Genomic DNA, 17,148 nt, shown 5'->3' with positions numbered 1-17,148 from the left:
AGAACGGAAAGGAAGAAAGACCATGTTAGATGAAACCAAAAGCAGGATCGATAACCTGCAGCAAAGAATAGGCTCGTTACGAGGCTATCTTTGACCTCGAAGGCCTCAACAAAAAACTCGGCGAGTTAGATTCGGAGATTTCACAGGCGGCCTTCTGGGAAAATCAGGAACAGGCCCAGAAGACGCTCAAAGAGAGATCGAGAATTCAGGGAGAAATCGAAAGCTGGGAGAAGAAAGAAAAAGACCTGGAAGAGGTACTCATCTTGAGCGATCTTGTGAAAGAAACCGGGGATGCCAAAGACCTGGAGGAGCTCGATTCGCTTGTAGCCGCCCTGGACGAATCTCTCGAAACCTATGAAATCGAACGGATGCTGAGCGGCGAAAACGATGAAGGCAATGCGATTGTGTACATCAATTCCGGCGCGGGGGGCACTGAGGCCCAGGACTGGGTCGAGATGCTGCTCAGGATGTACCTCAAGTGGGCGGAAAGAAAGGGGTTTGAAACACAGGTTGTGGACCTCTTGCCTGGTGAAGAGGCGGGGATCAAGAATGTTACCTTTATCGTGCGCGGAAAGCATGCTTACGGATATTTGAAGTGTGAGGCGGGCATCCACAGGCTGGTCCGCGTTTCTCCCTTTGATGCCAACAACCGGCGCCACACATCGTTCGCGTCGTTTTATGCCTATCCGGAGATTTCCGAGGATATTCAAGTGGCCATAAAGGAAGAAGACCTGCGTGTGGACACGTTCCGTTCCAGCGGGCCCGGCGGACAGCATGTGAACAGGACCGAATCGGCCATACGCATCACCCACATCCCCACGGGTATCGTGGTGCAATGCCAGAATGAGCGGTCTCAGCACAAAAACAGGGCTATAGCTATGGCGATTCTCAAATCCCGTTTGTACGAACTCGAAAAAAAGAAGCAGGAGGAGAAGTTAGATTCTCTGAACAGGGAGAAGAAGGATATAGCGTGGGGAAGCCAAATACGCTCATATGTATTACATCCGTATAAACTTATCAAAGATCACCGCACCAAACATGAAGAGCACAATGCGGAGGCCGTTCTTGACGGGAATATCGATGGTTTTATTAAATCTTACCTTTTATACTTGACTTTTGACCAGAAAAGGTATGATAATTAAATAGATATGGAAATTTTCAGCATAAATAGAGAAATAATTAGCGAAAACCGTGTAGAAGAACTGGAAGAAAGAATTGACCGGCTCATTGAGGGTTACAAGGCGATGAAGGCCGAGAATGAAACACTCAAGGCTAAAATCGCTTCCGTTGAGACGAGTGACAGGGACGTACAGAAGAAAATAGCTGAGATAGCAAATGAGAGGGAATTGCTTATCGAGAAGGTGACAAAGATTCTCGAAAAAGTAGAAAGAGTTGAAATTTAGTATTCAGAGGGTGCGATGGAGAAAAAGGTTGAAGTAACCATACTGAAACAACCGTTTACCTTTGTCGGAGAAGATGAAGACAGGATAAAAAGAGATGCTATGTATGTACACGATAAAATTGACCATGTGATTGACAGGTACGGGATAGTGAACACGTTAAACGCGGTCATCATGGCCATGATGGAGATTACGGACGAGTATCTTGAGATGAAGAAACAGGCAGAGAAATTTGAGGGAAGAACACTTCGACTGATAAAAAAGTTCGAAGATTTCGAAGCAATAGATGTTCCCTGCGGTGCACGTGATAAATGGTAGGCTTAGAGCCAACACCTCAGTGCGGGGAGCCGTATCTTGTCGTGGTGTGCACGCTCACTTTTTAAGTGAGAAGCCTGATACGACAAAATGGCGCCCACTTAACATCGAGGTTCAAGACGTACTGTTTACACGGCACTTGCGGGGCTTTATATTTTAGGGGTAATGTTTAAGGATATAGAGATTTGACATACATATTGATTATGTTATACGGTGGTATACAATGAAATCTAACAGGTGTTGGTAGACCGCCGTATTTTCTCTTTGCCTCCTTATCATTGTAACCCCTAAATAATTTAAGATAGATTTAGGGGGTATCTTGGATACGCTAATACTGACAATCATAAGCTTCGTTGTGGCGCTTTTCGTCGGGTTTGTTCTGGCCAGGCTGGTGCAGAAGAAAAAGATCGGCGAGTACGAGAAGATAGGCAAGAAGATCCTGGAAGATGCCAAGAAGGAGTCGGACGTGATGACCCGGGAGGCATCGATCCAGGCAAAGGATATTGTGCTCCAGGCGAGGAACGAACTGGAGCAAGAAGTGAAGTCGAGAAGGCTCGAGATGCAGAACTCAGAGAGACGTCTATCGCAGAAAGAGTCGAATATTGATAAGAAACTCGATTCCCTGGACAAGAAAGAGGATGAGTTAGGCAAGAAAGAGAGGGAAGTCTCAGGCAAGCAGTCTTATCTCGACACGAAAATAAGGGACTATGAATCGTATATCGTACAGCAGAAAGAGCGTCTTGAAAAGATATCGGGCATGACCGCCGAGGAAGCCAAGAAGATGCTTATCCAGGCGCTTGAAGACGAAGCCAAGTACGAAGCCATGAAAATTATAAAAAAGATTGAGGAAGAAGCCAAGGAAAAGGCCGACAAGAAGGCCAAGGAGATCATAGCTTTTGCGATCCAGCGATATGCCGGCGATTATGTGGGGGAAGATACCGTGTCGGTCGTTGCCCTTCCCAATGAAGAGATGAAGGGGCGTATCATCGGCCGCGAAGGCCGTAACATTCGTGCCCTAGAGGCGGCGACGGGAGTTGATATTATTATTGATGACACACCGGAAGCCGTGATTCTCTCCTGCTTCAATCCCGTGAGGAGGGAAGTGGCCCGCATCGCCATAGAGAGGCTTATCAGCGACGGTCGCATACATCCGGCCAGGATTGAAGAGATAGTTTCCAAAGTTGCACAAGAAATGGAAGAAAAGATCAAAGAGGCCGGAGAACAGGCGGTCTTTGATCTCGGGATTCACAATGTTCACCCCGAAATGGTGAAACTGTTGGGCAGGCTTAAGTTCAGGAGCAGCTATGCGCAGAATATTTACCAGCATTCTCTGGAGGTCGCATTCATATGCGGGGCCATAGCCGCGGAACTCAAAGTCAATGTGAAAGAGGCAAAACGGGCCGGGTTACTCCATGATATCGGGAAAGCGGTGGACCATGAGATCGAAGGCTCTCACGCTACCATCGGCGCCGACCTGGCGAGGAAACACGGCGAATCCGAAGACATCATCCACGCCGTACTTGCCCATCACGAAGACGTGGAGGTAGTGAACCTGCTTGACGTGATCGTTCAGGCGGCTGACGCACTATCCGGAGCGCGGCCTGGAGCGAGACGAGAGATGCTGGAGACCTACATCAAGCGCCTGGACGAATTAGAGCGCATCGCCAACGGTTTCCAGGGGGTGGAGAAATCATATGCCATACAGGCCGGCAGGGAAATACGCATCGTCGTGAATAGCGAAAAGACGAGTGACGAGAATATTGTCCTGCTGTCGAAAGATATTGCCAAGAAGATCGAGACAGACCTTTCCTATCCGGGGCAGATAAAGGTTGTTGTGATTAGAGAGACAAGGTCAGTGGAATATGCCAAGTAGTCTCGATGTCCTGTTTCTGGGCGATGTGATCGGCAAACCCGGACGGGGAGCTGTCATTCGCTACCTGAAAACCATACATGTCGATTTTGTCATCATCAACGGGGAGAATCTCGCAGGTGGTATAGGGATTACCCCTTCTACGGCCATCGAGATCCTGGAAGGCGGTGTAGATGCCATCACCACAGGAAACCACGTGTGGAAAAAGAAAGAAATGGTCCCGTTTCTCATGGAGGAGCATCGCGTGGTCCGTCCTCTCAACTATCCCCGGGGGAATCCGGGCTTTGGATACACCGTTATCAAAAAGAACGACATATCCCTGTGTGTGGTTAATATTGAAGGCCGGGTTTTCATGGAACCCCTGGATTGCCCATTTCGCGTTATCGACGAATTCCTCGAAAAAAGCGACAGGAAAGGGACGCCCATAATCGTAGATTTCCATGCCGAAGCCACCTCGGAGAAGATTGCCATGGGATGGTTTCTCGATGGCAGGGTCTCCGCGTTATTTGGGACCCATACCCACGTGCAGACTTCCGATGAGAGGATACTGCCCGGAGGAACGGGTTATATCACCGATGCAGGTATGACAGGACCGACCGATTCCGTAATCGGTATGGCCAAGGAAGGTGTTCTGCAGAAATTCATTACCCAGATACCTCATAAATTCGAAGTGGGAAAGGATGATGTGGAGGTTCAGGGCGTGCGTGTAACTATCGATCCGTTGAGCAGAAAATGTCTCAAGATCGACAGAGTGAAAGAAAAGATGGTGTAGTCCTCGGTACTACGTGGCAAAGATGGGGTCTTGCATGGATATTGATCGCCAGATGGAGATAATAAAGCGGGGAGCCGTAGACCTCGTCAATGAAGAAGAGTTGCGGAAAAAACTCATACGTTCGAGGGAGCAGAACAAGCCCCTCAGGGTCAAGCTTGGTCTTGATCCCACAGCCCCGGATTTACATCTCGGCCACACGGTCGTCCTTCAAAAACTAAAACAATTTCAAGACCTCGGACATACGGCGATTTTTCTGATCGGCGACTTTACCGGGTTGATAGGTGATCCTACGGGCAGGATAGAAACGCGACCCCAGATATCCAAAGAGACACTACTCGCTAATGCCGAGACATATAAGGAGCAGGGCTTCAAAATCCTCGACTCCAAGACCACGGAAATGAGATTCAACAGTGAGTGGTTCGAAGCAATGAATGCCGCCGACATGATCAGGCTTTGCGCACAGTACACCATGGCCCGAATGATGGAACGGGAAGACTTCCGTAATCGTTATCAAAATAACCTTCCCATCAGTATCCACGAATTCCTCTATCCCCTGGTTCAGGGCTACGATTCGGTCGCGCTCAAGACTGACGTAGAGCTCGGCGGTCATGACCAGATTTTTAATCTCTTTGTAGGTCGCGAGATCCAGAGGGCTTATGGTCAGGAATCTCAGTGTATCGTCACGGTGCCCCTGCTTGAAGGCACGGACGGCGTGAACAAGATGAGCAAAAGCTATGGGAACTACGTGGGCATCGATGAACCGGCTCAAGCGATGTTCGGCAAACTCATGTCCATATCGGATGAGCTCATGCTCAAGTACTATGAACTCCTAAGTGACATCACCCTGGAAGATCTCAAGAGTCTCAAGGAGGGGATACGCTCCGGTACTGTGCACCCGAAAGATGCAAAGGTAAGGCTGGCAAAGGAGATCATTACGAGATTTCACAACGCTCAAGCAGCCGAAGCGGCTCATCAGAACTTTGAAAAAACGTTCAGGGACAAGGAAGTACCGGACGACATCGAAGTTGTGAGGGTAGAGAGCGCAGCGGTGGAGAAGTGGCTCCCTAAGCTTCTCGTGAACCTTGGCATGGTCTCATCCACCTCGGAGGGCAAGCGCATGATCGCTCAAGGCGGTGTTTCTATCAACAGCGAGAAGGTGAAATCCGACGACGTGCCCGCCGGTGAAGAATTGATCATCAAGGTTGGGAAAAGGAAATTCAAGAAGGTGATCATCCAAGGACAGTGAGGCATTCCACGGAGAGTCTCGGGGCCAAGGAGTGCATCATGCTCCGGAGACTTCATTTTTGATAGAGACGCTATTTTGAAAAAGCACAGTGAAACATACTATCCCCGCAACACCCATTAAACCGGCCACATAGAAGATTGAGGACAGGGAAGAGCTGTTCATAAGGACCCCTCCCAGGAGCGGGCCAACAAGCAGTCCGAGGTTCATAGCGGAATTAAAAAACCCGATTGTCAAGCCCATTCCGTGAAAACGACCTTCTTCCACAAGGAGGGCAGCAGTGGCCGGGATGGTCAAAGCGCTGCACACGCCGATTCCCGCGCACAAAAAAGCAAAGTGCCAGAATGTCTTGGCCCAAGGAAGAGAACATGTCATCAGGGCCACGCAAATGCCGCCGGCCTTTGTAATTGTCTCGCGATCCAACCTGTCGCATATCTTTCCGAATGGTCGCAAAAATAGTACTGTGAAGATCGTTCCAACGGCCATTATTGTGCCGATCTTAAGCCCGCTAAACTTGAGATCACTCAACAGAATAGGCAGAAATACGGCACTGACGGTTATGCCGAGAGAACGGGTGAAGATGAATGATGCGAGGCCAAGAAGCCGTCTATTTTGAAAAGCGGTCCGAAAGGTTTTGTCGTGTGAAGGCCTGCCCGCAGCGGAAAAATCGGAAACGTACAGAATACTGAGGAATAAGGATAAAACACAGAGGAAGAAAAGACAGCCAAAGACAGTCTGTATTCCGAAGCGGTCTCTCGCAAGTCCTCCCAATATGGGCCCAACACCCATGGCTATATAGAAAGAGATATCAAAGGTGCCCATGGAAGTCCCTTCACGATTTCTGGGGACAAAATCGGCAATTGAGGCTAAGGCCAGCGGACGCACCAATGCCGCTGCCGTGCCCTGGAATATAAAAAGAATTGTCCAGGAAACGAGGTTCCAGGAAAGAAAGAGGTACCCCAGGGCAACCAGACAATAAATAGTGAGTCCCATGACAATGAGAGTATGCCTGTTAGCGCTGTCGGACAAACTTCCGCCCACGGGCGACAAGAGAAGCCTGGTCAAGCCATATGAAAAATAAAGAACGGCAATACCTAAGCCGCCGCTCCCCACGTCTTTCAGGTAGAGCGGCAAGAAAGGGCTGACCATTGAAAAGCCAAGAGAAACCGCAAAGACGACGGCGAAGAGCGTCACGTACGTTACGTTTTCATTGTGTCGGGTTGTCGGGATGAGTCTCGTCCTCTTAACTCAGGCTCGCGATAAGCGCCGTGCTTTGATAACCATCTCACGCCCCTCTGTCTCAATCCAAATTGATGTTGTCGGTGTCTATTCCATTTGTAATCATGTTCCACGAGAGACCATGATAAAGATATAGTCTAACCTCCTGCAATGACTCGCCTAAGTGAGCACTCACGGCATGCCACAACGCGACACGAATAGTCTACCTGGTGATCCTCCCTCGTTAAGCCGGCTTAGCCAGGCCTATGGGGTTTAAAGATTACCTCCTGACGTATTTTGCCGCGTTCTCCCCTGCCATGCGTCCCGAATTTACGGCAAAACCGAGGGATGTTCCCGGTATAGCAAAGCTGTAGGTATCGCCATACATTACCCCGACGTTATTCCCTACCGCATATAGACCGGGAATCACGTCAAAATCTTTATTCATCACTTCCAATTTTTCATTGACCTTTATGCCGCCGAGAGTACCCAGCATCGTGGGATAGATTCTGAGTGCATAAAAAGGAGCCGTTCTTACGGGCCGGAGATAGAGCGGGTTCTTCGCGAACTGATCGTCTTTCTTTTTTGCCGCAAACCCGTTATATTCGTTGATCGTAGTTTTCAACGCTTCCAGCTTCATGCCGGTTTTGTTTGCCAGGTCTTCAAGAGAGCTTGCGATGAAAAGGTTCTTGTTTCCCTTTTCCGTGGCGCTCTTTATCTGGGCTTCCAGATTGGCGAGCCTGTCACCGGCCACACCGCCCACGTTGCTCGCGCCTCGGTCGAAGCCTTTCGTCTCCATGTAGTTTTTCGTGTCCTCGTCAAAGACAAGGTAACAATGCCTCCCTTTTTGCTTTGCCAGCGCATTTCCCGCAAATGGGCTATTGAGGACCATGGTTTCTTCGTTTCCAAAGCGCAGGCCCAGCAGGTTAACCCAAAGATAAGGCTGACGGATGAGGATAAGGAGCTGGGTTCCGTCAAGGCCCGACCCGGGGAGCCAGTACTCAATTTCAACAAGGCCCATTCCTTCTTGAGCGGCTCCGACATCCCATGCCATTTGAAGTCCATCCCCCATAAGGCCCACATCAACCCTTGGGAACATGTCAACTCCTATCTGAAAACCGGCATATTTCTTTACCCAGTCCCTGTTGCCGCCATATCCACCGGTAGCAATAATGACTGCCCGGGCATTTACCTCAAGAGTCTTCCCGCCCTCTTCCGCGATTACCCCGGTAATTCTGTCCTGTTCCTTGAGAATCCTCTTTACGGGCGCATTCAAGTGGATATCGATGCCTTTTTCCTTTGCTTTGGCTACAAGCGCCTTCATCATTGCGCCCCCGCGCCCCTTGATAAGGTGCCATGTGCGGGGAGCTCCGGGCATTGTGGTCGAGGGTTCGGTGAACTCAACCCCCTGTTTCTGCATCCACTCAATTGTGTCGGGCGACTTGTCGATGAATGCTCTAATCAATCTTGCATTGCCCATATAGTGATTATATTCCATCATCATATTAAAGGCCTCATCCCGGGAAAGAGTAATACCTCTTTCTTTTTGCATTTTACTTTCTACGGCGAAGATCCCCATGGGAAAATTGCTCGTGCCTCCTGGATTTGATTTGGCCTCAAAGACAGTTACCCTTGCTCCATTCTCGGCAGCTGCAAGCGCCGCCATCATTCCCGAGCCGCCGGCGCCGATAACGACTACGTCTGTCTTCAAGGTCTGACCATTTGTCGCGCCTGCCGCACAAAGGACGAACAAACCCGCGGCCAGCATCATTAGGAACTTGTTGGTTTTCATCGTCTCCTCCTTGTGTTGTCCCTAAAAAGGGTTATTCGATTTAAGGTCTGCAGCCTTCTACGGGTTTCTCCCGATCGAGGGCTCAGATGGTAACCTGGCTTAATTTTTCCGCTCCTTCATCGGTGATAAGATACGTATATCCCATACCGATACCGTCTTGTCCGGGTTGAGTAGCGATACATGGATGAAACGCCACTGTCATTCCCGGCATGAGCTCGGTGTTGTCAGTTGCTGAAAACGAGAAGAATTCGAGCGCATCAAGCCCTATGCCGTGTCCTGCACGAAGTGGGCTTGTATAGCCGTGTTTGTGGACTACTTCAGTTACCACGCGATCTATTTTGTCTGCCTTTATCCCTGGTTTCAAAAAAGCAACTCCAGCATCCAACGCTTCGCGCCACACCGGAAGTAACGGTTCGATGTGGGCGGGATATTCTGTGACGGGGATTGTCACCGTTAGCTGTGCATAATAGCCCTCACGGGAAGGGGTGATCTCCAGGGCCAGGGTGCTGTCAGCGCGGAGCACGTTGCCCACCGGATAGAAAAAGTTTATCTTTGCTGCCTCCCCATCTATAAAATTCATTGAGTATTCGCAGCCCATGCTGTGTATAACCCTGCTTACCTCTCCGTAAATCTCGTAATCACTTATTCCTGCCTGCAATGTCTCCCGGACAGCGGCGTACGCCCTGTCGGCAATGGTAGCTGAGTCTCTGATCGTCGCGATTTCCTCCTGACTTTTGACAAGACGCAACTGTTTGAAGATCGATATGGAATCAACTATTCTGCGGGGGAATGCCTCTCTCAAAGATAAATAGAGTGGAACGGGCAGGTGCTGTATGCCTACCAATCCTAAAGAATCGCCATGGCTGCGACGGGAAATCTCCTCTATGACGCGCGCCGAATCGCCCGTAACATCCACACAATCATGAATCCATCCGGCCCGTCGCACATGGGAAGATGCGATAGGCGATCCGAGAAAGACAGGGTCTGAATCGACAGGGAACAGGCAGTACTGTTCACCAAAGTTGACCCCGTGGTTACTCACATATCGTAGATTGCCCCGAGCTGTATGGCTGTCGCGTCCGACGATGACGAGATTATCGAGGCCGGCCTCTCGCATGAGCCTCCTGATGGCTTCGTAACGTCGATCGCGTTCGTTCAGTGAGAAACTCATAAAAGAAGTTCCTTTCTTACTTTAACCAAGTTCGGCCATATAATGGAATTGCTTTGCACCACCTAATCCTTGACATGAAGTATCTTTTTGTAGTTTATTTATACACCGTTCCCCGGTAGCTCAATCGGCAGTAGCGGCTGGCTGTTAACCAGTAGGTTGCAGGTTCGAGTCCTGCCCGGGGAGCTTTTTTATTACCATGCGGACCATCCCACCCTCTCCGTGTGCCGATCATATGGTGCGACCCACTTCATATCCGTCCCAGATTGCCCCGGTTATGTTTCTCGGCTCCCTACAGTCTCCCAATGCATAGAGGTGTGCGATTTTGTTGTTGAGGGCTCTATACAGACCATCCCGGGGCTGCATGCCTGTCGCGATCACAACAGTCTGGGCTGGAACCTCGTTCTTTTCGAATGATGCTCGGGCGATCATAACGCTGTTACAGGCTATTTCCTGAACCTCTGCGCCCGTTATTGTTTTGACGCCATGGGCGGTCATGAGATCGAGCAGCATGATCCTGTTCATGCGGGGTATCGCATGAAGAACATCCGGCATGAGCTCCGGCAGCATTTCCACCACAGATACGTTTAAGCCCTGTTGGGCGAGCCACAGAGCGGTCTCACACCCCATAAGCCCGCCGCCTATCACCACGACTGCGCCATGGGCAGTACTTCTACCGGCAAGCAGCTCGGTGCACGTGACTACTTGCCGGTTCTCTATGCCCGGTAAGTCGGGCATGACGTGATCCGATCCGGTAGCGACGAGCGCCGCATCGGGATTGTGTTCCAGGACGTCTTGTTCGGTGGCCTCTATTCCAAGTCGTATCTCGATATCAAGTTTCTTCAGTTGCGTCTCATACCACTCGATGAGTCTTTTCAGATCCTTTTTGAATTCCGGCACCGCCGCCTCGATCACATGCCCGCCAAGGCGCTCACTCTTTTCGTAGAGTGTTATGGAATGGCCCCTGATGGCGGCCGCCCTCGCTGCCTCCATACCCGCCATTCCACCGCCGACTACAACAACTTTTTTTTGTGTGTTGGCTGGAGTGAGTTGATACTCTCTTTCCCTTCCCACGGCCGGATTCACCGTGCAACAGAGCGGCCGAAAGGTCGAGAACCTGCCCATGCACCCATCGTGGCATCCGATGCACGGTCTCAAGTCTTCATTTCTGTTTTCCCGTACGATCATGGGCCAACGCGGTTCGGCGAGCAGTCCTCTGCCAAGGGCTATAATGTCAGCCTTTCCTGATGCTAGCGTCTGTTCGGCTACATCGGGACTTTCCAACCTGCCCACGGCGATGACAGGGATGCTGACTGCCTGCTTGGCAGATGCCGCCATTTCTATCATACAGCCGTGTTCTTGATAAATCGGAGGGTGAGCCCAATACCAGCTATCGTATGACCCCGCATCGACATGGAGCGCGTCAAAGCCCGAGCCTTGTAAAAGCCGGGCCATCTTAACGCCTTCATCAAGGTCGCGTCCCTGCTCAACGAAATCCTCTCCTTTGAAGGCACTCCTGTTAGGCCCCTTTATGAAATGTTTGAGCCCGAATCGGTAGACCACGGGGAATTCATTGCCGATCCGCTTTTTGATTTCCTGCACTATCTCGATGGGAAACGTGAGCCTTGCTTTAAGACTCCCGCCGTATCTGTCCACGCGCTGGTTCCAAAGGGCCGTGGTAAACTGATCAAGCAGATATCCTTCATGACCATGTAACTCGATGCCGTCCATGCCGGCTGTGGCGACTGTTTCCGCGGCATCACCAAAAGCCCGGACGATAATTTCGACTTCTTCCGTGGAAAGAGATCGACATGTGACCGAAGGATCGGAGTAGTGCGCAACCGCAGATGCTGAAACGGGTTGACCGAAGGCAGTGGGTGTCCTTGAAACACGTCCGAACCCCGCTGTTAATTGGATAAAAATCTTTGCGCCGAGGGCGTGCACGGCCTCGCCAAGCTCGCCCAGGGGACCGAGAGAAGAATGGCTGATAAGCGTCATATATGGCCTGGATACATCGATCTTATTCTCCACTTTAAAGAGTCCGGTGATGATGAGGCCGACCCCGCCGCGAGCCCGTTCCATATAGTAATCGATGGCACGAGGTGATGGATTTCCTTCTCGATCGGTGAGTCCTAAAAGCCCCATGGGCGCCATGGCTATCCTGTTCTTCAGGGTGATTTTACCGATATTTATCGGCTCAAAGAGTTTGCGATAGTGGTCACCCGTTTTATCTTTATAGATATGTCTCATATGCGCCGGGCCAAATCACTCCGCTTCATAATCGTTTTCGGGAATCACGTAGCGTGGATGCTTATCATAAACCTTGTAGAATGGGGTGGTCCAGCCGATCTGTTCCCTGGGAATCAATCTCCGGAATCGACCCTGGGCTTCGGCTTCACCAAGGGCATCAACGAACATACTTCTTGCCCGGCCCGTCTCGAGCAGGGAGTCGGCCTGGTAATCGATTTCTATCGCCCCCGTAGGACAGATCATTTCGCAGAAATAGCAGGGCTGACATTTGCTGGGAAAAATAGGGGGCGAGACCGACAGATCGATGACCCTTAGGCGGCAGTGCTCCATACACAGTGTGCACTCAGGATATCTGCACTTTTGGGTGTGGAATTTCATGTGGGCCATGGGCCTCTTCAACGTCCTCGGCGGCGGCATGGGGGGAACAGCGGGGATGAGACCGGTCTCGCCGGCCGCAATCCGCTCGCTGATCTCCACCATGCTTTCGCCGAAGCGTTCGGCTTCGGTCAAGTCTATCTCATCAGGATGGCCATCGGTTAAGTAGGGTTTAGGAAAAAGAGGGTGGTTCACACTCCCGTACCAATGACCGGTTCCCACGACCACCAGGCCCTTTTTCATGAGGAGCCTTACCATGGTCGGAAAAAAACGCACGTATACTGTTCCGTGGGTGCAGAACGTGAACGTATGTTTGCCCGTGAGTCGGGGCAGGGCATCGACAAAGCGTTTCACATGGAGGGGCACCCCATTCCATACGGGGCTTCCCACGCCAATTAAATCGTAGCTCTCAAGACTTCTCATATCTGCGTGCGGGAGGACCGCTATGTCGCACCGTCGTGCAATCTTGCTTACGCCCGTGCGGATGGCGCGGGCCACTTTTGCCGTGTTTCCCGATTGGGAAAAATAGAGAATGATCGATTTCATAGTCTCAGGCCAGGCATGGTTTCACCGTCTATTTAGCAGGCGCGGCGGTCTGCAAGATAGCCTTTATGAGAGTGAGTTTCTTGGGAATCTTTTGTTCCATGACCACCTTGCCGGGGGCGAAACTCGCCCTGAAATTGTTCCTCATAAGTTCATTGACAAATTCCGGATCTTTCGAGATATTTTCTATTGCCCTCTCGAGAACCGTGACGATTTCCGGAGGAGTTTTTGCCTGAACAGCCAGGTAGGTAGCCACTTCGATGTCAGGCACGTCCTTGCCAAAGACCTTTGTGAAGTCCGGGATTGAAGGATCGAGCCCGAAATCTTTGGCCGGGTCAAAACTGAAAAGGATCCTAATTTTTCCTGCTTCCACCAGAGGTTTTGCCGTGGCATTGCTGGTGAGGCCGATAGGCACATGTTTTCCCAGGACCGAGGCAACCACCTCCTGAACGGGGACACCTATGAGTTTAAGCCCGCCCTGTCTGTTCATGTTTTCCATTCTCATAGCAGCCATGGTCCCAACCCCCGGATGACAGTATTTGATCCCAGGGTTTTTCTTAGCGTAGTCCATAAAATCCTGAAAGGTCCTCCAGGGAGAATCGGCCGGGACGATGAGAACCGTCCCGTTCAGGGCGACTTGGGCGGCGACGCGCAAATCTTCGATAGCGTAACCGGCCTGCCCGGTAAGCACAGGGATGATATAGTCCCCTGTATTGAGAATGGTGTAACCGTCCGGGCGGGCGGTGGCTTCTGTGGTGATCGCCACCACACCACCACCTCCGGTCTTGTTCACGGGCACAACGGTGACGCCGAGCTGTTTTTCGAGGTGATGAGCGAGGATACGATTGAGGATGTCAGGACCGGTCCCCGGTGCAAAACCGCAAAGGATCTCAATCTGATGGGCAGGATATTTCTGTTGCGCCCGTAGGCTCCCGCAAAGCAGGCCAGCCATGAGCACCAAAATCAGAATACCGAAGATCATCTTCTTTATCATAGTCTCAATTCCTCCATACCATGGGTAAGACCCGTGCGAGTCATAGCATGCGCTGCGCGTTCGAGAACAGGCATTAGCGGCGGCACATAAGTATCGGCCTCCTGTAGCGGAACATGGCGTGGCCCTATTTAATGAGGCCTTCCTCCTTCATAATGGACCGTACAAGTTCCATCTTCTTGGGTATCCTTTGTTCCATAACGACCTTGCCGGGAACAAAGCTCACCATCTGATTGATTCTCATGGTTTCGGAAATAAACTCCGGATCTTTCGTCATCTTTTCCAGGGTCTTCTCTAAAATGTCCATAACGTCCTTGGGGGTGTTCTTGGGGGCTACGAGATAGAGTCCGACCTCAATATCCGGAGCATTAGGGAACATTGTGGCCATATACGGGAGAGAAGGATCGAGTCCGAACCCCTTGGCCTGGTCGAAGCTGAAAAGGATCCGCAGTTTACCGGCGTCTGCCTGGGCTTTTGCCATGCCCGCACTTAGACTGCCTATGGCCACGTGTTTTCCGAGAAGGGCCGAAATGATCTCCGAATCTCCTTTCATGGGTACGCCGATCAATTTCAATCCGGCCTGTTTATTGAGGTTCTGCGTTCTGAAATAGACCGAGGTGCCGACCCCCTGATGCGCCCACTTAGCGCCAGGATTCTTCTTTGCGTAATCCACAAATTCCTGGAAGGTCTTCCATGGCGCGTCTGGACCTACGGCCAAGACGCATCCGTTGAGAGCAACCTGAGCAATGACAGCCAGATCCTCGACTTTGTAAGTGGCTGTTCCTTCCAGAATAGGAGTGAAGAAGTCGCCGGAATTCAAAAGCGTGTACCCATCGGGCCGGGCGTTGGCAACAAAGGTGTAACCCACGACGCCTCCACCACCGGGTTTATGGTCAACCACCACTGTGGCTCCAGGGAGATATTTCTCCATGAATCGCGCCCAGATGCGCGCGGTGATGTCGGAGATACCGCCGGGCGCAAAGGTGACGAAGATTGTTATGGGTCGAGATGGAAATTTTTGTTGAGCCCAGACTGGTTTGGCCATATCTAGGCCGAGGCAGAGAGCAAACGCTACAACGAGTACAAGGCCGATCAAGGATTTTTTTCTCATGGTTACCTCCCTTATGGTTTTCTTTGGTTACATTGCCTACGTTGATTATAACTTTTTTTCTAATGGTATACCCTATCTATCCCTCACTCTCAGATTCGTCTATGACCTTAGTTTTCGTCTTGCGATACGTCGAGAAGCCCGTGGACATGAACAGAAGCGCTGAGATGATGAGCAGTATGAGCGAAATGGGTTTTGTGACGAAAATAGCGAAACTCCCATCGGACATGATCAAAGAATTACGGAAATTCGTCTCCATAATAGGTCCCAGGATGAACGCTAAAATCAGAGGGGCCGATTCGAAGTGAAATTTTCGTAATATATAGCCGACAACGCCGAAAATGACCATGATGACAATGCTCATACCGCTCTCATTTTCCGCATATGAGCCGATCAGACAGCACAAAAGGATGAGTGGCATGAGGAGCCTGTAAGGTATCTTCAACACCTTCACCCACATACCGATAAGAGGAAGATTGAGCCCGAGCAACATAACGTTTCCTATGTACATGCTGGCAACGACACCCCAGAATATCTCGGGATGCTGGGAAAGAAGCAGAGGCCCAGGGGTCACGCCGTGAATCACGAGCGCCCCCAAGAGAAGCGCCATGATCGCCGTTGGAGGAATTCCCAGGGCAAGTAGCGGCACGAAGGCCCCGCCTGCCGCGGCATTGTTCGCCGTTTCAGGTCCTGCAACACCTTCGATAGCGCCATGACCGAACTCCTCGGGGTGCTTGGAAAGTCTCTTCTCTGTTGTATAGGAGAGAAAGGTAGACATGGCTGCGCCGCCACCGGGGAGAATGCCAAGAAAGAAACCCATGACCGACGCTCGCCATATAGGACCGATAGACCTCTTCCAGTCTTGCAGATTCGGGAAGAGGTCTTTTACTCTGGTTTGGAACATGACTTTTCCCTGGGATTCGTCGAGGTTGGTGAGCACTTCAGCGATGCCGAACAGGCCCATCACCACGGGCACCATGCCCACCCCGTCAAGAAGGGTCGTACACCCAAAGACAAAACGGGGCATGCCGGAAATAGGGTCCATACCTACGACGCCGAGGATCAGCCCGAGAAGTACCATAAAAACCGCATTGATGACCGATCCGCTTGTCAGATAGGTGAGGACGGTCATGGCAAGACACATCAGGGCAAAGAACTCGGGGGGGCCAAATTTAACGGCCACACCGGCGAGAGGATAAACGAGGAACATAAGCGCGATAATACTGAACGTTCCCCCGATAAAGGATCCGAAAGCAGATATGCCGAGGGCTGGACCGGCTCGGCCTCGCTTGGCCATTTGGTACCCGTCGATGCAGGTGACGACCGAAGAAGCCTCTCCAGGAATGTTTACGAGGATAGAGGTTGTTGAGCCGCCGTACTGTGCTCCGTAATAAATACCGGCAAGCATAATGATGGAGGTGGCCGGGGGCAGGCCAAAGGTCGAAGGCAGAAGAATCGACATGGCGCCAACCGGGCCGATGCCTGGAAGCACGCCCACAAGGGTCCCTATGAATACACCCACGAAGCAGTAGAACAGCACTTGAGGCTGAAACACGTTATGAAAACCGGAAAGCAGACCGCCGAATATGTCCATTCTTCCTCCTCGGGAAAGATCAATACATACCAAAATACCGGAGAACGCCAGGGGGAAACCGCGTACCGAGATACGTGAACATGAAATAAGTTGCGACGACTACGATGGCCGAGTAGCCGAGTGCTTTAGACCAGCTCTTATAGCCCGATGCAAAGAACAGGACGGCCATAATGAAGAAGGTGGTGATAATATAACCGAGCGGCTCTAAAAGTATGCCGTAAGCGAAAAGGGAAGCTACAACCAGGCATAGTTTGCCCACGTTAAGTGCCGACACGCCTGTCTTTTGCTCCTCATCATCCTTAACTTTCTTGACCAATGCGACCAAAAGCTTAAACAAAGAAAGCAGTATAAAGAGGCCCCCAACGGCAAAGGGGAATAGCCCTGGGCCCGGAGTGTGGATTTGCCCAAGACCCAATCTGTAGGAATAGGATACGACAAAAACGCCCAGTGCTAGCCAAAAGCACGTAACAATGAGATTTTCCTTCTTCACTTTATTGCTACCTCCCGTA

The 17,148-nt window shown here is 51.1% G+C and carries 14 protein-coding genes, 1 tRNA gene and 1 other RNA gene; 7 read left to right on the top strand and 9 right to left on the bottom strand.

Annotated elements, in window-relative coordinates; translation table 11 throughout:
• Positions 1–22 precede the first annotated feature (22 nt).
• From prfB to tyrS, 6 genes are all read left to right on the top strand, one after another.
• A protein-coding gene (gene prfB, locus VMT62_00265) for a peptide chain release factor 2 (protein ID HVN94838.1) occupies positions 23–1,142 on the top strand; the annotation gives its coding sequence in 2 pieces (ribosomal slippage) (positions 23–91 and positions 93–1,142; 1,119 coding nt in all).
• Positions 1,143–1,148: 6 nt separating this feature from the next.
• Positions 1,149–1,403 carry a cell division protein ZapB gene (zapB, locus tag VMT62_00260; GenBank protein HVN94837.1) on the top strand — a complete coding sequence of 85 codons (255 nt, stop codon included), beginning with the start codon at positions 1,149–1,151 and terminating at the stop codon, positions 1,401–1,403.
• 284 nt (positions 1,404–1,687) lie between these two features.
• Positions 1,688–1,867: non-coding RNA, 6S RNA (gene ssrS, locus VMT62_00255), on the top strand.
• A gap of 167 nt (positions 1,868–2,034) precedes the next feature.
• A complete protein-coding gene (gene rny / locus VMT62_00250; protein ID HVN94836.1) occupies positions 2,035–3,588 on the top strand; it encodes a ribonuclease Y in 1,554 nt (517 codons plus the stop codon).
• Positions 3,578–4,357, top strand: a complete 780-nt coding sequence (locus VMT62_00245; protein HVN94835.1) for a TIGR00282 family metallophosphoesterase — start codon at positions 3,578–3,580, stop codon at positions 4,355–4,357. Before rny ends, VMT62_00245 begins: the two co-directional genes overlap by 11 nt.
• A 34-nt stretch (positions 4,358–4,391) precedes the next feature.
• Positions 4,392–5,603 (top strand): tyrosine--tRNA ligase, encoded by a 1,212-nt coding sequence (tyrS, locus tag VMT62_00240; GenBank protein HVN94834.1) that lies wholly within the window; start codon positions 4,392–4,394, stop codon positions 5,601–5,603.
• 36 nt (positions 5,604–5,639) lie between these two features.
• On the opposite strand, the gene VMT62_00235 is transcribed toward tyrS, so the two are convergent.
• The 3 genes from VMT62_00235 to VMT62_00225 form a co-directional block, all read right to left on the bottom strand.
• Positions 5,640–6,794 carry an MFS transporter gene (locus VMT62_00235; protein ID HVN94833.1) on the bottom strand — a complete coding sequence of 385 codons (1,155 nt, stop codon included), beginning with the start codon at positions 6,792–6,794 and terminating at the stop codon, positions 5,640–5,642.
• Positions 6,795–7,098: 304 nt separating this feature from the next.
• Positions 7,099–8,610 (bottom strand): FAD-dependent oxidoreductase, encoded by a 1,512-nt coding sequence (locus tag VMT62_00230; protein HVN94832.1) that lies wholly within the window; start codon positions 8,608–8,610, stop codon positions 7,099–7,101.
• 82 nt (positions 8,611–8,692) lie between these two features.
• Positions 8,693–9,781, bottom strand: coding sequence for a M24 family metallopeptidase (locus VMT62_00225; GenBank protein HVN94831.1), 1,089 nt, complete (start codon positions 9,779–9,781; stop codon positions 8,693–8,695).
• A gap of 109 nt (positions 9,782–9,890) precedes the next feature.
• On the opposite strand from VMT62_00225, the gene VMT62_00220 reads away from it, so the two are divergent.
• Positions 9,891–9,964: transfer RNA gene (locus VMT62_00220), tRNA-Asn, on the top strand.
• Between the two features lie 45 nt (positions 9,965–10,009).
• On the opposite strand, the gene VMT62_00215 is transcribed toward VMT62_00220, so the two are convergent.
• The 6 genes from VMT62_00215 to VMT62_00190 form a co-directional block, all read right to left on the bottom strand.
• Positions 10,010–12,028, bottom strand: a complete 2,019-nt coding sequence (locus tag VMT62_00215) for an FAD-dependent oxidoreductase (GenBank protein HVN94830.1) — start codon at positions 12,026–12,028, stop codon at positions 10,010–10,012.
• Between the two features lie 15 nt (positions 12,029–12,043).
• The gene (locus VMT62_00210) at positions 12,044–12,949 is read right to left on the bottom strand and encodes a flavodoxin domain-containing protein (GenBank protein HVN94829.1); all 906 of its coding nucleotides are present in this window, start codon (positions 12,947–12,949) and stop codon (positions 12,044–12,046) included.
• Between the two features lie 28 nt (positions 12,950–12,977).
• Positions 12,978–13,940 carry a tripartite tricarboxylate transporter substrate binding protein gene (locus VMT62_00205; GenBank protein HVN94828.1) on the bottom strand — a complete coding sequence of 321 codons (963 nt, stop codon included), beginning with the start codon at positions 13,938–13,940 and terminating at the stop codon, positions 12,978–12,980.
• A 124-nt stretch (positions 13,941–14,064) separates the two neighbouring features.
• Positions 14,065–15,048 carry a tripartite tricarboxylate transporter substrate binding protein gene (locus tag VMT62_00200; GenBank protein ID HVN94827.1) on the bottom strand — a complete coding sequence of 328 codons (984 nt, stop codon included), beginning with the start codon at positions 15,046–15,048 and terminating at the stop codon, positions 14,065–14,067.
• Positions 15,049–15,124: 76 nt separating this feature from the next.
• The gene (locus VMT62_00195) at positions 15,125–16,639 is read right to left on the bottom strand and encodes a tripartite tricarboxylate transporter permease (protein HVN94826.1); all 1,515 of its coding nucleotides are present in this window, start codon (positions 16,637–16,639) and stop codon (positions 15,125–15,127) included.
• Between the two features lie 19 nt (positions 16,640–16,658).
• Positions 16,659–17,129, bottom strand: a complete 471-nt coding sequence (locus tag VMT62_00190) for a tripartite tricarboxylate transporter TctB family protein (GenBank protein ID HVN94825.1) — start codon at positions 17,127–17,129, stop codon at positions 16,659–16,661.
• Positions 17,130–17,148 lie beyond the last annotated feature (19 nt).

The sequence above is a fragment of the Syntrophorhabdaceae bacterium genome, from assembly GCA_035541755.1.
In the GTDB taxonomy this organism is placed as follows: domain Bacteria; phylum Desulfobacterota; class Syntrophorhabdia; order Syntrophorhabdales; family Syntrophorhabdaceae; genus PNOF01.
Note: the sequence above shows the minus strand (reverse complement) of the source record. Positions and strands in the feature narration are given on the sequence as shown.

Excerpts from the sequence above, each read along its gene's own strand:
- tyrS (HVN94834.1), top strand. The coding sequence starts at position 4,392 with ATGGATATTGATCGCCAGATGGAGATAATAAAGCGGGGAGCCGTAGAC.
- VMT62_00230 (HVN94832.1), bottom strand. The coding sequence starts at position 8,610 with ATGAAAACCAACAAGTTCCTAATGATGCTGGCCGCGGGTTTGTTCGTC.
- VMT62_00215 (HVN94830.1), bottom strand. The coding sequence starts at position 12,028 with ATGAGACATATCTATAAAGATAAAACGGGTGACCACTATCGCAAACTC.
- VMT62_00210 (HVN94829.1), bottom strand. The coding sequence starts at position 12,949 with ATGAAATCGATCATTCTCTATTTTTCCCAATCGGGAAACACGGCAAAA.
- VMT62_00195 (HVN94826.1), bottom strand. The coding sequence starts at position 16,639 with ATGGACATATTCGGCGGTCTGCTTTCCGGTTTTCATAACGTGTTTCAG.
- VMT62_00200 (HVN94827.1), bottom strand. The coding sequence starts at position 15,048 with ATGAGAAAAAAATCCTTGATCGGCCTTGTACTCGTTGTAGCGTTTGCT.
- zapB (HVN94837.1), top strand. The coding sequence starts at position 1,149 with ATGGAAATTTTCAGCATAAATAGAGAAATAATTAGCGAAAACCGTGTA.
- VMT62_00225 (HVN94831.1), bottom strand. The coding sequence starts at position 9,781 with ATGAGTTTCTCACTGAACGAACGCGATCGACGTTACGAAGCCATCAGG.
- VMT62_00205 (HVN94828.1), bottom strand. The coding sequence starts at position 13,940 with ATGATAAAGAAGATGATCTTCGGTATTCTGATTTTGGTGCTCATGGCT.
- VMT62_00245 (HVN94835.1), top strand. The coding sequence starts at position 3,578 with ATGCCAAGTAGTCTCGATGTCCTGTTTCTGGGCGATGTGATCGGCAAA.